This is a genomic window from Pseudoxanthobacter sp. (assembly GCF_036822375.1).
Taxonomy (GTDB): domain Bacteria; phylum Pseudomonadota; class Alphaproteobacteria; order Rhizobiales; family Segnochrobactraceae; genus Pseudoxanthobacter.
This window is the reverse complement of record NZ_DAISHT010000030.1, coordinates 9529-24813: the sequence shown is the minus strand read 5'-3', so window position 1 is coordinate 24813 and position 15285 is coordinate 9529. Positions and strand designations below refer to the sequence as shown.

The window sequence follows — 15285 nt, the reverse complement described above, 5'->3', positions numbered from 1 at the left end:
CCGTCTTGTCATGCCCGTCTTGTCATGCCGGTCTTTTCATGCCCGGCTCTGGTGCCGGCCTGCGCCGGCCCGGCCTTCAGGCAAGGCGCGACAGGCCGGCCGCCTTCAGTTCCGCCGCATAATCCAGCAACTGGCGGTCGGGATCGTCGCCGAGGCCGGCGAGCAGGTGCCAGGTGTAGATGCCGGTGGAATGGCCGTCGTCGAACGTCAGCCGCACGGCATAGTTGCCGACCGGCTGCACGCCGGTGATGGTGATCGCCGCCTTGCCGGGCACCAGCTTGCGCTCGGCCGGCGAATGGCCCTGCACTTCCGCCGAGGGCGATTTCACGCGCAGCAGTTCCGCCGGGATCGACACCGTGTGGCCGCCCTCGAAGGCGACCACGAGGGTGCGCTTGTCGGCCCTGAGGCGGATTTCGGTCGGCCACAGTTCGTCGGCGTTCATGTCCGTTCCCTTCTGCCGGGCTCCCTGCTGCCGGGGCCGGCGGCCGGGCAGATGCGAAACGGCCGGCCGGTTGCCCCTTGCCGCGGCGCCGCTGACTGGCAATATCACTGCTGATGCGGCAGAACCAGTTCCGGGCGGAAACATCGCAGCCGCCACCCCGGATGGCGCCCGTCCGGCGCCGCCGGAGAAGCCGCCGGGAAACGCCGCCCGGGAATGTCGCCGGGGAAAGCCGTCAAGGAAAGCCGCCGTATGGTCGCCCTCTACCAGCCGATGCTGAAACCCGCCGGAGCGGGCGCGATGACCGACCCGTTCGGCCGGGCGATTCGGTATCTGCGGGTTTCCGTCACCGACCGCTGCGATTTCCGCTGCCTTTATTGCATGACCGAAGAGACGACCTTCCTGCCGCGGCGCGATCTGCTGACGCTGGAGGAACTGGACCGGCTGTGCACGCTGTTCATCGGCCTCGGCGTGCGCCGGCTGCGCATTACCGGCGGCGAGCCGCTGGTGCGCCGCGGGGTGATGACGCTGTTCCGCGCCCTTGGCCGCCATCTGGAATCCGGTGCGCTGGAAGAACTGACGCTCACCACCAACGGCTCGCAGCTTGCCCGCCATGCCGCCGGGCTTGCCGCCATCGGCGTGCGGCGGGTGAACGTGTCGCTCGACAGCCTCGATCCCGCCCGCTTCCGCGCCCTGACCCGGCGCGGCGACCTTGCGCAGGTTCTGGAGGGCATCGCCGCGGCACGCGCCGCCGGCCTGAAGGTCAAAATCAACGCCGTGGCGCTGAAGGGCCTCAACGAGGACGAGATCGAGCCGCTGATGGTGTGGGCGCACGGCGAGGGCCATGACCTGACGCTGATCGAGACCATGCCGATGGGCGAGGTGGACGGCGACCGCACCGATCATTACCTGCCGCTCGATCAGGTCCGCGCCCGCCTCGCCGCCCGTTACCGGCTGGAGGACATCGCCCACCGCACCGGCGGCCCGGCGCGCTATGTGCGCGTGGCGGAAACGGGCGGCCGGCTCGGCTTCATCACGCCGATGACCCACAATTTCTGCGAGGCGTGCAACCGCGTCCGCCTCACCTGCACCGGCACGCTCTACATGTGCCTCGGGCAGGAGGATGCGGCAGACCTGCGCACGCCGCTGCGCCACAGCGAGGGCGACGAGGCGGTGCGCGCCGCCATCGTTGCCGCCATCGCCCGCAAGCCGAAGGGCCACGATTTCGTCATTGCCCGCAATGCGCGGCCGGCTGTCGGCCGGCCGATGTCGCTGACGGGCGGCTGACCCGCCCGCCCCCCTGTCTCCCCGGAGCCTTCCGCCGATGCGCCTTTTCCGCCGCCTTGCCGGCCCCGCCGCCGGTCTCGCCGCCGGTCTCTCTCTGCCCTTTGCCCTGCTGACCGCCGCCGGCGCCGGCGATGCCGGCCTGCTCTATGAGCCGCCGAACCTCGGGCAGGCGCGCGCGGCGGTGAGCGAATGGGTGCAGAGCGGGGCCTATGACCGCGCCGTTGCCGCCGCCGCCCGCACGGGGCTGGAAACCGTGCAGGCCGCCGTCGCCGCCCGCAAGCCCGGCGATCTCCGGCTCGCCGTGGTGTTCGATCTCGACGAGACCGCGCTCTCCAACATCGTTACCGTGCCGGACAAGGGGCCCTCGCTCACGTCCGGTCCCTGCTATCTGCCCGCGGCCCAGAACAATCCGTGCGTCTGGCGCGAATGGCAGGCAAGCGCCAACGACCGCCCCATCGTGCCGGTGCGCCAGATCGCCGATTTTGCCCGCGCCAGCGACGTGGCGGTGTTCTTCATCTCCGGCCGGCCGGAATCGCTGCGTGAGAAGACGGAAGCGAACCTGAAGGCCGCCGGCTATACCGACTATCAGGGCCTGACGCTGGTGCCGGACGGCCGGACCTTCGCCTCGGCCGTGGACTACAAGGCCCCCGCCCGCGCCGCCATCGAGGCACAGGGCTATGTGATCGTGCTCTCGGTCGGCGATCAGTATTCGGACCTGCTCGGCGGCCACGCCGCCAACACCGTGAAACTGCCGAATCCGTTCTATTTCATCCCGTAAGCGGTGCGGCCGCCGGCACCAGCATCGAGAGCTTCAGATCCGGCCAGCCGGCGAGCGTCCACGTCACCTGCACGGCCCGCAGGAAACCGTCCTGCGGGTGATCGAAGGTGCGCTCGCCGCCCTCGCGGGTCAGCACGTCCTGCTCGGCCCACAGCCGGGCGAACAGCGGGCTGCCGGCATTCAGTTCGTCCACCAGCGCCGTCATGGCGGCATCGCCGACGTGACGGCTGAGATCGGCGCGGAACTCCGCCAGCACCCGCGCCGCGCGGCGGTCGTGATCGGCGATCAGCCGGCGCGAGGCGGGCGACAGGAAGATGTAGCGCAGCAGGTTGCGGTCGTTATCGCCGTCAAGCCAGCCGGCAAAGAGCCGGGAGGCCGGCGGGTTCCAGGCCCGGGCCTCGGCCTTGCGGTCCAGCACATAGGCCGGCACCGAGATCGCCGCCACGGCGGCGGCCACCGCCGGCGGCAGCGGATCCTCGGCCGCCTCGCGCACCACCGGATCGCGCTTGCCGGCAAGCTCGAAGAGATAGGCGCGCTCGGCCGCATCCAGCTTCAGCGCGCCGGCCAGCCGCGACAGGGCCATGGCACCGAGCGCCATGTCGCGGCCCTGCTCCAGCCAGGTGCACCATGTGGTGCTCATGCCGCAGAGTTCGGCCAGTTCCTCGCGCCGCAGGCCGGGCGTGCGCCGCCGTCCGCCGCCGGGCAGCCCGACGGCGGCAGGGGAAAGCCGGGCCCGGTGGGCGCGCACGAAGGCACCCAGCGCCCGGCGGGAGGCCATCAGCCGATCCATCGCGGCGTTCTCTCTCCGACCTCAAGACAGGGAGCCAGATATACCAGGATAAGTTTGGTCCTGTTACCAGTTTCGATGCCGTCCCAGAATGCGCTCAACAGCCAGCAACCGTCGCAGGACCGCACACCATGACCGCCCCCCGGACCCACGCCTCTGCCGCCCCGCAGGAGGCCCCGCCTCATCCCGCCTTCACCACCCAGCAGGCTGGCGTCGCAGGCCAGTTCGGCCCGCAGGCCGGCGCCTATGTCGTCAGCGCCGTCCACGCCGGCGGTGCCGATCTGGAAGCACTGGCCGCCATTGCGCAGGCCCGCCGGCCCGCGCGCGCGCTCGATATGGGCTGCGGCGGCGGCCACGCCAGCTTCGCCATGGCCCGTGCCGGCGGCGAGGTGGTCGCCTGCGACCTGTCGCCGGCCATGCTGGAAGCGGTGGAAGCCGAGGCCGCCCGGCGCGGCCATGCCGGCGTCCGCACCCAGTGGGGCGCGGCCGAGCGCCTGCCTTTTGACGACGGCGCCTTCGACATGGTGGCAAGCCGCTACAGCGCCCACCACTGGGGCGATTTCGATGCCGCCCTCTGCGAGGCCCGCCGGGTGACCCGGCGCGGCGGGGTGGCGGTGTTCATGGATGTGTGCTCGCCCGGCACACCGCTCGCCGACACCTTCCTGCAGGCCATGGAACTGCTGCGCGATCCCTCACATGTGCGCGACTATTCCTGCGACGAGTGGATTGCCGCCGTCACCCGCGCCGGCTTCGCCGCCGGGCGGCTGACGCGCCGCCGCCTGCGGCTGGAGTTCGCCTCGTGGATCGCCCGCATCCGCACGCCGGCGGTGCACGCCACGGCCATCCGCTCGCTGCAGGACCGCGCGCCCGACGACGTGCGGCGCCATTTCGAGATGGAGCCCGACGGCACGTTCACCGTCGATACCATGACGCTGGAAGCACAGGCAGCCTGAGAATTTCATCCCATTAAGGCACGACATGCGAAGGCCGCCCGCGGGCGGCCTTTTCTTCATCCCTCAACCCTCACGGCCGGGCGCCGCGCCTCATTCGATGACGATCTGCGGCGGCCGGCGGTGGCTGTTGCGCCGGGCCTGCACCTCCTGCCACAGCGCCCCGGCCACGGCGCGATAAGCCGCCGCATGGGGTCCGTCCGGCGCACTGGCCATCACCGGCGCACCGGCGTCGGAGGTTTCGCGGATGGTCATCGCCAGCGGAATTTCGCCGAGGAACGGCACACCCAGCCGCTCCGCCTCATGGCGCGCACCGCCGTGGCCGAAGATGTGCGAGGCCTCGCCGCAGTGCGGGCAGATGAAGGTGCTCATGTTCTCCACGATGCCGAGCACCGGCACCTCGACCTTGCGGAACATGGCCAGACCCTTGCGCGCATCGAGCAGCGCCAGATCCTGCGGCGTGGAAACGATCACCGCGCCGGCCAGCGGTGCCTGCTGGGCAAGGCTCAGCTGCACGTCGCCGGTGCCGGGCGGCATGTCGATCACGATCACGTCGAGCTCGCCCCACGCCACATCCATCAGCATCTGTCGCAGCGCCGATACCACCATCGGCCCGCGCCAGATCATCGGCGTATCTTCCTCGATGAGCAGCCCGATGGACATCGCCTTGAGGCCATAGGCCTCCAGCGGCATCAGGCGGCGGCCGTCGACGGTCTGCGGCCGGCCGGTGAGGCCCAGCAGCCGCGGCACCGAGGGGCCGTAGACATCGGCATCGAGCACGCCCACCTTCAGCCCGCGCTCCTTCAGCGCCAGCGCCAGATTGACCGCCGTGGTCGACTTGCCGACACCGCCCTTGCCGGAGGCAACCGCAATCAGCAGTCCCACGCCGGGCACGCCCTGCTGCGCGGCCGGCCGGGCCGGGGCGGCGGCCGGCGAAGGCGCGGCGGCCGCGGCCGATTCGGCGGAAGCCAGCGGCGCTGCGGGCGGCCGCGGCCGCGCCACACGGCCCGGCCCGTGGTGCCGCTCCGCCGTCAGCGCCACCATGGCCCGCTCGACACCGGGAATGGCCAGCACCGCCGCCTCGGCGGCGCGGCGCAGCGGCTCCAGCTCGCGGGCGCGCGTTTCCGGCACGGTGATGGAAAAGGCCACCCGGCCGTCGGCGATGAACACATCGGAAACGAGCCCGAGCGAAACGATGTCGCCGCCATCCGGCCCGGGCACGGCCGCAAGACGTTCCAGCACCTTGGCCTTGTCCACCGTCACCATGGCGTTCATCCTTGCCTGCCGGCCGGTTGCGGCCCGATCCGCGGCGGATCGGGCGGGAACCGGCGCCGCTGAACCGATTTTGTCATGGTCATACCCGATTCCCCGGCCGGTGCCCAACCGGCTTGCTTTGCCGGCACGGTCGCCGGCCTCGTGCTGGCGGGCGGCGCCTCGCGGCGCATGGGCGCCGACAAGGCCGGCCTGCGCCTCGGCCCGCGGCCGCCCTCCGCAACCGCCGTTGCCGCGGATCGCGCGGATGGCGAAACGCTGCTGGCCCACGCCTGCGCCCGCCTGGCGCTCGCCCGGCACAACGGCCTCATCGCCGCCTTTGCCATTGCCGGCGGGCCGGAAAACGCCGCCCTGTGCGCCCGCCTCGGCACGGCCTTCGGCGCGGCCGTGCTGTCCGATCCCCTGCCCGGCCATCAGGGACCGCTGGCCGGCATGCTCGCCGGACTGCGGTGGGCGGCGGCCGGCGGCCACGGGCGGATGGTGACGATACCGGTCGACACGCCGTTCTTTCCCGCCGACCTGATTGCCCGGCTGGCCGCCGACGCCGGCCCGGCGGCCTGCGCGGCCTGCAACGGCCGCACGCACCCGGCCTTCGCCGCGCTGGCAACCGGGCTCGCCGGCGACCTCGCCGCCACGCTGGCCGGCGGCGGGCGGCGGCTGATGGAATGGCTCGCCCGGCAGCCGGGCTTTCACACCGTCGGCTTCCCGGCCACGGAGAACGACGACGACCCGTTCAGCAACCTCAACGCCTGCACAGACCTCGCCGCCGCCCGCCGGCGGTTGAAACGGCTGGCCGGCGCATAATTTGTCTAGACATATTCCTCAATCAGCCACACCATGACCGTGCGCCGGATTGAGGCTGGAGCCGGCGGGCGAAACATGTGAAATGACGCCCGCCACCAGCCCTCGGCCCGGCGCCGCGGAGCGTGCCGCACAGCGCACCCTCCGGGACCCCCCGAAGACCCGACCCGATCCCGAGATCTATCGCGAGACCTGCCGCCATGAGCCGCTTCTGGAGCCCGATCGTCCACACGCTCACGCCCTATGTGCCGGGGGAGCAGCCGCGCATTGCCGGCCTCGTCAAGCTCAACACCAACGAGAACCCCTATCCGCCCTCCCCGCGCGTGGCCGAGGCCATTGCTGCCGAGATGGACAACCTGCGGCTCTATCCCGATTCCGTCTCGTGGGATCTGCGCGAGGCCATTGCCGAACACCATGGCGTGGCGGTGGAGCAGGTCTTCGCCGGCAACGGCTCCGACGAGGTGCTGGCCCACACCTTCCGCGCGCTGCTCAGCCACGATGCGCCGCTGCTGTTCCCCGATATCACCTACTCGTTCTATCCGGTCTATTGCGGCCTGTTCGGCATCGCTTACGAGGCGGTTCCGGTCGATGAGGCCATGGCGGTGCGGGTGGAGGATTATCGCCGGCCCTGCGGGGCCATCATTCTGCCCAATCCCAACGCGCCCACCGGCCGCGCGCTGCCGCTGTCGGATATCGAGCGGCTGGTGTGCAGCCACCCCGATCAGGTGGTGGTGATCGACGAAGCCTATGTCGATTTCGGCGGCGAAAGCGCGGTGGCGCTGGTCGACCGCTTCCCCAACCTGCTGGTCATTCAGACCTTTTCCAAGTCTCGCGGGCTTGCCGGCCTGCGCGTCGGCTTTGCCATCGGCCAGCGGCCGCTGATCGAGGCGCTGGAGCGGGTCAAGGACAGCTTCAATTCCTATCCGCTCGACCGCCTCGCCATTGCCGGCGCCACCGCGGCGATGAAGGACAAGGCGTGGTTTGAGGAAACCCGCGGGCGCATCGTTGCCAGCCGCGCCCGGCTGACCGCCGGTCTGCAGGCACTGGGCTTCGAGGTGGTGCCCTCGGCGGCCAATTTCGTGTTTGCCCGCCATCCGGCCCGCGAGGGCCTCGCGCTGGCGCAGGCGCTGCGCGAAAAGGCGGTGCTGGTGCGCCACTTCAACAAGCCGCGCACGACCGATTATCTGCGCATTTCCATCGGCACCGATGCCGAATGCGACCGTCTGATTGCCGTGCTGAAGGAAATTCTGGCCTGACGACCCGGCAGGGCCGCCCGCCCGCCGGCGCGGCGGCCCTGCCGGTTCAGAACCGCGCGCCGTTCAGAGCCGTCGTTCAGAGCCGTGTGGCCGTGCCCGGCACCAGCGGCACGAGGCGCACGGTGGCGAAGCTGGTGGCCTTCAGGCCCTCTGCCGTGCGCTCGAAGCGGGTCAGCTGCTGCGCCCCCATCGAGGGCCCGACGGGCATCACCATAATCGCGCCGATGCGCATCTGGCTGATGAGCGCTTCGGGCGGGGCCTCGGCCGCGCCGGTCACCAGAATGCGGTCGAACGGCGCCTTTTCCGGCCAGCCGTTCAGCCCGTCCTCAACCCGCACAGAAATGTTGCCGAGGCGCAGCACGCTGAAGCGCTCCTGCGCCAGCCGCGCCAGCTTGCGATAGCGCTCGACGGAGTAGACCTCCTCGGCCAGACGGGCCAGCACCGCGGTGTGGTAGCCCGACCCGGTGCCGATCTCCAGCACACGGTCGCCCTCGCGCACGTCCAGCGCCTGCGTCATCAGCCCCACCAGCGAGGGCGCGCAGATGCTCTGGCCGCACTCGATCGGCAGCGGCCGGTCGTCGAACGCCTCGTGCATGAACTCCGCCGGCAGGAACATGCGGCGCGGCGTCAGCTCGATGGCCGCATAGATGCGGCGGTCGCGCACGCCGCGGCGACGCATGGCAAGCACGAGATTGGCGAGCGAGACCCGGTCGGCCTCCGCTCCCGGCAGTTCAACCGTCATCGCTCTCATCCGACCTGGCAGGAAAGATGCCGGCCGAGGGCCTCCAGCGTGCGGTGGGCCGTGAGATCGAGGCGAAGCGGCGTCACCGAGATGCGCCCTTCCGCCATGGCACGCAGATCGGTGCCGGCCTCCGCCTCGAACGGCGAATGGCCGTAGACGATCCAGTAATAGGGATTGTTGCGGCCGTCGGTGCGCTCGTCGACGGAGACGAACTCATCCGGCCGGCAGCCCTGCACCGTCACCGCCACGCCCTCGACCCGGTCCGGCGTGCGGTTGGGAAAGTTGACGTTGAGCAGCGTCGCCGGCGGCAGGTCGAAGGTGAGCAGCTCGCGGATCAGGCCCGGCCCGTGCACTTCCGCGGTCTCGAACGGCGGATTGTCCCGGCTGGCCGGCCCGAACGCCTGCGACAGCGCAATGGAGCGGATGCCGAGCACCGTGCCTTCCATCGCGCCGGCCACCGTGCCCGAATAGGTCACATCGTCGGCCACGTTCTGGCCGCGGTTGACACCCGAAAGCACCAGATCCGGCCGGCCCGGCATGATGTTGCAGGCCGCCATGATCACGCAGTCGGTCGGTGTGCCGCGCACCGCATAACGCTGGCCGCCGACATGGCGCACCCGCAGCGGGTCGCTCAGCGTGACCGAATGCGACTTGCCGGACTGGTCCGTTTCCGGCGCCACCACCCACACATCGTCGGAAAGCGTGCGCGCGATGCGCTCCAGCACCTCCAGCCCCGGGGCGTGAATGCCGTCATCGTTGGTCAGCAGAATCCGCATGCCGTGTCAGCCTTCGCAAAACCCGTCGCATCCATGGTGCCCGGCCGGCCTCTCGCCCGCCGGGCAGCGCTCTTGCCGCTGCGGCCCGCTCAGGCCGCGGCGATGCGCTCAACGCCGCCCATATAGGGGCGCAGCGCCTCGGGCACCGTCACCGAGCCGTCTTCGTTCTGGTAGTTCTCCATCACGGCGATGAGCGCGCGGCCGACCGCAACGCCCGAGCCGTTGAGGGTGTGAACATAGCGCGGGCTCTTCGATTCGGCCGAGCGGTAGCGTGCGCTCATGCGGCGGGCCTGAAAATCGCCGCACACCGAGCAGGAGGAGATCTCGCGGTAGGTATCCTGCCCCGGCAGCCACACCTCGATATCGTAGGTGCGGGCGGCGCCGAAGCCCATGTCGCCGGTGCACAGCACCACCACGCGATAATGCAGGCCGAGGCGCTTCAGCACCTCTTCCGCACAGCCGACGAGGCGTTCCTGCTCGGCCTGCGAGGTCTCGGGCGTCGTCACCGAAACCAGTTCCACCTTGCCGAACTGGTGCTGACGCAGCATGCCGCGGGTGTCGCGGCCGGCCGCGCCCGCCTCAAGGCGGAAGCACTGGGTGAACGCCGCCATGCGCAGCGGCAGCACCGCCTCGTCGAGAATCTGCTCGCGCACCAGATTGGTGAGCGGCACCTCAGCCGTCGGAATCAGCCAGCGGCCGTCCATGGTGCGGAACTGATCGTCGGCAAACTTCGGCAGTTGCGCGGTGCCGAACATCGTCTCGTCGCGCACCATCAGCGGCGGGTTGACTTCGGTATAGCCGTGTTCGCCGGTGTGCAGATCGAGCATGAACTGCGCCAGCGCGCGCTCAAGACGGGCCAGCGCACCGCGCAGCACCACGAATCGCGTGCCGGTGATCTTGGCCGCGATGTCGAAATCCATCAGCCCGAGCGCCTCGCCCAGCTCGAAATGCTGGCGCGGCACGAACCCGAACGACGGCTTCGTGCCGACCTTGCGCAGTTCCACGTTGTCGGATTCGTCGCGCCCCACCGGCACCTCGGCCAGCGGCACGTTGGGCACGCGGGCCAGCGCATCGCCGATGGCCGTTTCCGCCTCGCGCAGCGCAGCCTCGTCGGCCGGCAGGCGCTCCTTCAGCAGTGCAACCTCGGCCATCAGCGCGGCGGCGCGCGCTTCGTCGCCGGCCGCCTTGGCCTTGCCGACCTCCTTCGAGGCGGCATTGCGCTGTTCCTGCAGCAGCTGCAGGTCGCTGGTGATCTTGCGACGACGATCGTCAAGGGCGATCAGCGCGGCGGACTGGGCCGCCTCGCCGCGCGACAACAGGGCGCGATCCAGCGCCTCCGGGTTTTCGCGGATCCAGCGAATATCGAGCATTGGGGAAACTCCGGCGTTCGGCCGATCGGAAAGGGGGCCGCCGCCGGGATCGTCTCAGGACGCGTCAGCCTCTTCGGCTGCGGCGCGTTTGCGCTCGATCGAGCGGACGGCGAAGATGGACACTTCGTAGAGAAGCATGGCCGGGATCGCAAGGCTGATCTGGCTGACCGGATCGGGCGGCGTCAGCACCGCCGCCACGATGAAGGCGATCACGATCGCATAGCGCCGCTTTGCCCGCAGGTCCGCAGCGGTAATCAGCCCGGCCCGCGCCAGCAGCGTCAGCACCACCGGAAGCTGGAACACGATGCCGAAGGCGAAGATGAACACCATGATCAGGTTCAGGTATTCGCTGACTTTCGGCAGCAGGTAGATGCTCGCCTGCCCGGCGCCGCCGTGCTGCTCCATCGACAGGAAGAAATGCAGCGCCATCGGCATGACGAGGAAATAGACCAGCAGCGCGCCCATCAGAAACAGCAGCGGCGTTGCCACCAGAAACGGCAGAAAGGCCTGCCGTTCGTGCTTGTAGAGCCCCGGCGCCACAAACATGTAGATCTGGCTTGCAATGATCGGAAACGCCAGAAACAGCGCTCCGAACAGGCCGAGCTTGAGCTGGGTAAAGAAATATTCCTGCGGAGCCGTGTAGATCAGCTCGATCGGCCGGGTATTCCCCACAGCATGCTCATAGGGAATGATGAGCAGGTTGAAGATGCTGGAGGCAAAATAGAAGCAGATGAGGAACGCCACCAGAATGGCGATGAGCGAGCGGATCAGCCGGGAGCGCAGTTCGATCAGGTGATCGAGCAGCGGCGCGCGCGAGGCTTCGATTTCGTCATCTTGTTCGCTGGTCATGCGCTGGCACCGGGGGTGGAGGAGGCACGGCCGGTGCCCTGTAACTGATCGGCCGGCGCGGGTGCCGGCCCGTCCGGGGTCTTGTCCGGCTCCGCCGCGGGCGGTCCGCCGGCGGCCTGCGCCAGCGACAGCGGCTCGCCGCCCCCCGGCAGGGGGGGCACAGCCGGCGCCCCGGCTGGTGCGGCTGCGATGGGCGCGGCTTCCAAAGGCGCTGCTTCCGCAGGCACGGCCTCGGCCGGCGCGGCCTGGGCAGGCACGGCTTCGGCCGGTGCGGCTTCGGCCGGTGCGGCCGGGTCGGGCACGAGGGCATCGGTGGCGTTCGGCGCCGGGTCGGCCATCGGCTTCAGCGGGTCCGCGGCGCCGGAAGACGGCGTGAGCGGATCGCGCAGGGTCTGCAGCGTGGAATTCGCGTCGGAAAGCTTCTGCTTCAGATCGTCGATCTCAGCCTGACGCTCAGCCTCCCGCAGGGCCTCGCTGAAGGTGGCCTGCAGATCGCCGGCCATGCGGCGCAGCTTGCCGATCATCTGGCCCGTTGTGCGCAGCACACGCGGCAGATCCTTCGGCCCGATGACGACCAGCGCCACGATGCCGATGACAAGGATCTCACTCCAACCGATTTCGAACATGGAACCGCTTCGTGCTGACGCCGCACTGCAGATGCCGGCCGGGCCGGTGCGGAAGGCAGAAGCCGGCGCCCTGCGGGCGGCCGGCCATGCCGGACTGGTGGCGGGAGGGCCCGTCCGCCCGCACCCGGCTCCGCGCACGCGCTGCAACCGGCCGGGCGGACGAACGTCACGTCAGCCGGTCTTGGTCTGGTCTTCGCTCTTCTGGGTCGGAAGCGGCGTGCCAGGCTTGTTCTCGATGGGCTTCACATCGTCATCTTCGGCGAGCCCCTTCTTGAAGCTCTTGATGCCCTTGGCGACGTCGCCCATCAGGTCGGAGATCTTGCCCCGGCCGAACAGGAGAATGACGACAACCGCCACAATGAGGATATGCCAAATGCTGAAACTGCCCATCCGAGGCCTCTCCGCCCGCCCGCCCCCTGACGCCGCGCCGGACACGCCGGGCCGTTGGGGAGACGGGCCTCTTCACCGCCACCGGCAGGCCGGCTGGCGCGAGGCCTTATCCGTCTGCCGGTGAAACACCAGTCCGATCAAGGCCCCGCTCACGCCCGTCCGGCCCGTCCCGGCGCTGTCGCAACCGGGGGAATCGGAACAGTGCGGGAGCGGCGTTCTGCCGCTCCGGCCCTTTAACCAGCCACGGACTATTACAGAAAGCCCCGGGGGCTGCAACGCGGAAGGGCGACAGCCGGTCGCATCAGGCCGCCGCCGGCTGCGCGAAGATGTGGACGCGTGCCGCCGGCACCGTCACGCCCACCGTCTGGCCGGGCGCAAACGCGCCGATGGCGGTGGTGCGCACTTCCAGCGGCTGTGCCAGACCGGCAATCGCCACTTCCACGCGGTCCACCTCGCCCAGATAACGCCGCGACGCCACGCGGCCGGCCACCCCGGCCCCGGCCGGGCCGAGCGCGATATCGTGCGGCCGCACCGCCACCGTCACCCGGCCCGCACCTTCAAGGCCGGCCGGCACCGGAAAACTGCCGAGCGCGGCGTGCACCTGCCCGCCCTCGATTCGCCCCTCCGCCTCGTTCAGTTCGGAGAAGAAGCGGGCCGCTTCGATATCGGCCGGATGGCGGTAGAGCGTTTCCGGGTCGCCGACCTGCACCAGCCGGCCCCGGCGCATCAGGGCAATGCGGTCGCCGATGCGCATCGCCTCTTCCGGGTCGTGGGTCACCACCACCGCCGTCGCACCGTTCTCGCGCAGCACCGCCAGCGTCTCGTCGCGCACCTTGTCGCGCAGCCGGCGGTCGAGGCCGGAAAACGGCTCGTCCATCAGCAGCACCCGCGGCCCGGGCACCAGCGCGCGGGCCAGCGCCACGCGCTGCTGTTCGCCGCCGGACAGATTGTGCGGATAATGCCCGGCGTGATGGGCCAGCCGCACCCGCTCCAGCGCCTCGCGGGCGGCGGCAATCGCCTCCCCCGCCGGCCGGCCCTTCAGGCCGAAACGCACATTGTCGAGGATCGTCAGGTGCGGAAACAGCGCATAATCCTGAAACACCAGCCCCACGCCGCGCGCCTCCGGCGGCAGCGTGCGGGCCGGCCCGGCCACTTCCGCCCCGTCGATCAGCACCCGGCCGCGATCCTGCACCTCGATGCCGGCGGCAATGCGCAGAAGCGTGGTCTTGCCGCAGCCGGAAGGGCCGAGCAGGCAGGCAATCTCGCCCGGCTGCACCGCCAGACTGACATCGCTGACCGCCGCATGGCCGGCAAAGGAGAGGCTGACGCGCTCGAATGCCAGCCGCGGCTGGCCGGCGGCCGCCGGACTGGCTGAACCCTGGCTCCCGTGGCCCGGGGTGCGCGGCGAGAGCGCCTGCAGCGACATGGCTTGCTTCCGGTCTTTGCAAATGAATCGCGAAAAGTCGCGGCACCATAGCGCTCCGGCGGCCGGGCGTCACCCCCGGCGGGCAGCGCTCAGTCGGGCCGGGCGCCGTCTTCCAGCGGCTCTTCGTCGGGGGCGAGCGCCTCGTCGTCGGTCGCCAGCGCCGGGGCGGCGGCCGATGGCGGCACCATGTCGAGCAGGCCGGCCGCCTTCAGTTCGTCGAGGCCCGGCAGATCGGCCACGCTCTCCAGTCCGAAATGTTCCAGAAAGCCCAGCGTGGTGCCGTAGGTCACCGGGCGGCCCGGCGCACGGCGGCGGCCGCGCATGCGGATGAAGCCGGCCTCCATGAGCACGTCCAGCGTGCCGCGCGAGGTTGCGACGCCGCGAATGGCCTCGATCTCCGCCCGCGTCACCGGCTGGTGGTAGGCGATGATCGACAGCGTCTCCAGCGCGGCGCGCGAAAGCCGGCGCGGCTCCACCGCATCGCGCTTCAGCAGGTGGCCGAGATCGGGGGCGGTGCGGAAGGCATAGCCGCCGCCGACGCGGACCAGATTGACGCCACGATGGGCATAGAGCTTCGCCAGATCGCCGACAATCGCCCCGACATCCGTGCCCGGCGGCAGCCGCTCCGCAAGCTGCGCGGCCGTCAGCGGCGAGGCGCTGGCAAAAAGCAGGGCCTCCACCATGCGCACCAGTTCGTGGCGGGCGGCGGCCCGTTCGTCGGAAAGCCCGATCATGGTTCCTCCCCTGTCCCCGCCTCGCCGTCTCCCGCTGCACCCTCTCCGGCCGGGTCATCCTGCGGCGCCGGCTGGTGGGCACGCACGAAGATCGGCGCAAACGGCGCCTCCTGCCGCAGGTCCAGCCCGCCCTCGCGGGCCAGCTCCAGCGTTGCGGAAAAAGAACTCGCCCGCACGGTCACCCGTTCCTCGTCGCTGCGCATGTAGTCGGCCAGCAGATCGTCGATCGCCACCCACCCGGCCGCCGTGCCGATCAGGCGTTCCAGCACCAGCCGGGCATCGAGCAGCGACCACACCGTGCGCCCGCCGACGGCGACCCGCGTAACCATGGAGCGCTGGCGGTGGTTGGCATAGGCCACCAGCAGATCGTAAAGCGAGACCTGCCATTGCGGCCGCTTTTCCACCACCACCGCCTCAGGCGCGCCGCGGGCGAAAAAATCCAGCCCCAGCCGCTGCCGTGCCATCAGCCGCGCAGCCACGTCGCGCATGGCATCGAGCCGCCGCAGGCGGAACGCCAGATCGGCCGCCAGCATTTCGCCGGTCGGCTCGTCGCCGGCCGGCTCCTCCGGCAGCAGGAGGCGCGATTTGAGATAGGCCAGCCACGCCGCCATGACCAGATAGTCGGCGGCCAGTTCCAGCCGCAGTTGCCGGGCGGCGGCGATGAAGGCGAGATATTGTTCCGCCAGATCGAGGATGGAGATGCGGGCCAGATCCAGTTTCTGGCTGCGGGCCAGCATCAGCAGCAGGTCGAGCGGGCCTTCGAAGCCGGCCACGTCCACCACCAGCCCGCCGTCATCGCCGC

Annotated in this window: 17 protein-coding genes; 5 read left to right on the top strand and 12 right to left on the bottom strand. The window is 70.3% G+C overall.

The genetic code is table 11. The annotated features are described in order from the left end of the window. Positions 1 to 76: 76 nt before the first annotated feature. Complete coding sequence (locus tag V7067_RS05240; RefSeq protein ID WP_334174826.1) at positions 77 to 442, bottom strand: DUF971 domain-containing protein; 366 nt, start codon at positions 440 to 442, stop codon at positions 77 to 79. Between the two features lie 249 nt (positions 443 to 691). Here V7067_RS05240 and moaA point away from each other — a divergent pair, with 249 nt between their 5' ends. Then, positions 692 to 1726 (top strand): GTP 3',8-cyclase MoaA, encoded by a 1035-nt coding sequence (gene moaA, locus V7067_RS05235; protein ID WP_334174825.1) that lies wholly within the window; start codon positions 692 to 694, stop codon positions 1724 to 1726. Positions 1727 to 1763: 37 nt separating this feature from the next. Further along, on the top strand, positions 1764 to 2504 hold the full coding sequence (locus V7067_RS05230) for an HAD family acid phosphatase (RefSeq protein ID WP_334174824.1): 741 nt from the start codon (positions 1764 to 1766) through the stop codon (positions 2502 to 2504). Here V7067_RS05230 and V7067_RS05225 read toward each other — a convergent pair. After that, positions 2494 to 3294 (bottom strand): helix-turn-helix transcriptional regulator, encoded by an 801-nt coding sequence (locus V7067_RS05225; RefSeq protein WP_334174823.1) that lies wholly within the window; start codon positions 3292 to 3294, stop codon positions 2494 to 2496. The genes V7067_RS05230 and V7067_RS05225 overlap by 11 nt on opposite strands. Before the next feature lie 128 nt (positions 3295 to 3422). On the opposite strand from V7067_RS05225, the gene V7067_RS05220 reads away from it, so the two are divergent. Beyond that, entirely contained in the window at positions 3423 to 4244 is an 822-nt protein-coding gene (locus tag V7067_RS05220; protein WP_334174822.1) for a class I SAM-dependent methyltransferase, read from the top strand. A gap of 90 nt (positions 4245 to 4334) precedes the next feature. Here V7067_RS05220 and V7067_RS05215 read toward each other — a convergent pair whose 3' ends face one another. Then, complete coding sequence (locus tag V7067_RS05215; protein WP_334174821.1) at positions 4335 to 5507, bottom strand: Mrp/NBP35 family ATP-binding protein; 1173 nt, start codon at positions 5505 to 5507, stop codon at positions 4335 to 4337. 84 nt (positions 5508 to 5591) lie between these two features. Here V7067_RS05215 and V7067_RS05210 point away from each other — a divergent pair, with 84 nt between their 5' ends. Further along, on the top strand, positions 5592 to 6317 hold the full coding sequence (locus tag V7067_RS05210; RefSeq protein ID WP_334174820.1) for an NTP transferase domain-containing protein: 726 nt from the start codon (positions 5592 to 5594) through the stop codon (positions 6315 to 6317). A 197-nt stretch (positions 6318 to 6514) separates the two neighbouring features. Continuing rightward, positions 6515 to 7570 carry a histidinol-phosphate transaminase gene (gene hisC, locus V7067_RS05205; protein WP_334174819.1) on the top strand — a complete coding sequence of 352 codons (1056 nt, stop codon included), beginning with the start codon at positions 6515 to 6517 and terminating at the stop codon, positions 7568 to 7570. A gap of 76 nt (positions 7571 to 7646) precedes the next feature. On the opposite strand, the gene V7067_RS05200 is transcribed toward hisC, so the two are convergent. The 9 genes from V7067_RS05200 to V7067_RS05160 all read right to left on the bottom strand — a co-directional run bounded on the left by V7067_RS05200 (position 7647) and on the right by V7067_RS05160 (position 15268). Continuing rightward, positions 7647 to 8312 carry a protein-L-isoaspartate(D-aspartate) O-methyltransferase gene (locus V7067_RS05200; RefSeq protein WP_334174818.1) on the bottom strand — a complete coding sequence of 222 codons (666 nt, stop codon included), beginning with the start codon at positions 8310 to 8312 and terminating at the stop codon, positions 7647 to 7649. A 5-nt stretch (positions 8313 to 8317) separates the two neighbouring features. Further along, complete coding sequence (gene surE / locus V7067_RS05195; RefSeq protein ID WP_334174817.1) at positions 8318 to 9088, bottom strand: 5'/3'-nucleotidase SurE; 771 nt, start codon at positions 9086 to 9088, stop codon at positions 8318 to 8320. An 89-nt stretch (positions 9089 to 9177) separates the two neighbouring features. Then, a complete protein-coding gene (gene serS, locus V7067_RS05190; RefSeq protein WP_334174816.1) occupies positions 9178 to 10458 on the bottom strand; it encodes a serine--tRNA ligase in 1281 nt (426 codons plus the stop codon). Positions 10459 to 10512: 54 nt separating this feature from the next. Next, positions 10513 to 11307, bottom strand: coding sequence for a twin-arginine translocase subunit TatC (gene tatC / locus V7067_RS05185; RefSeq protein ID WP_334174815.1), 795 nt, complete (start codon positions 11305 to 11307; stop codon positions 10513 to 10515). Then, a complete protein-coding gene (tatB, locus tag V7067_RS05180) occupies positions 11304 to 11933 on the bottom strand; it encodes a Sec-independent protein translocase protein TatB (RefSeq protein WP_334174814.1) in 630 nt (209 codons plus the stop codon). Before tatB ends, tatC begins: the two co-directional genes overlap by 4 nt. A gap of 171 nt (positions 11934 to 12104) precedes the next feature. Next, on the bottom strand, positions 12105 to 12323 hold the full coding sequence (locus tag V7067_RS05175) for a twin-arginine translocase TatA/TatE family subunit (protein WP_334174813.1): 219 nt from the start codon (positions 12321 to 12323) through the stop codon (positions 12105 to 12107). A 301-nt stretch (positions 12324 to 12624) separates the two neighbouring features. Further along, complete coding sequence (locus V7067_RS05170; RefSeq protein WP_334174812.1) at positions 12625 to 13749, bottom strand: ABC transporter ATP-binding protein; 1125 nt, start codon at positions 13747 to 13749, stop codon at positions 12625 to 12627. A gap of 89 nt (positions 13750 to 13838) precedes the next feature. Further along, positions 13839 to 14483 carry an SMC-Scp complex subunit ScpB gene (gene scpB / locus V7067_RS05165; RefSeq protein ID WP_334174811.1) on the bottom strand — a complete coding sequence of 215 codons (645 nt, stop codon included), beginning with the start codon at positions 14481 to 14483 and terminating at the stop codon, positions 13839 to 13841. Next, positions 14480 to 15268, bottom strand: a complete 789-nt coding sequence (locus tag V7067_RS05160; RefSeq protein ID WP_334174830.1) for a ScpA family protein — start codon at positions 15266 to 15268, stop codon at positions 14480 to 14482. The genes scpB and V7067_RS05160 overlap by 4 nt, the downstream gene beginning before the upstream one ends. Positions 15269 to 15285 lie beyond the last annotated feature (17 nt).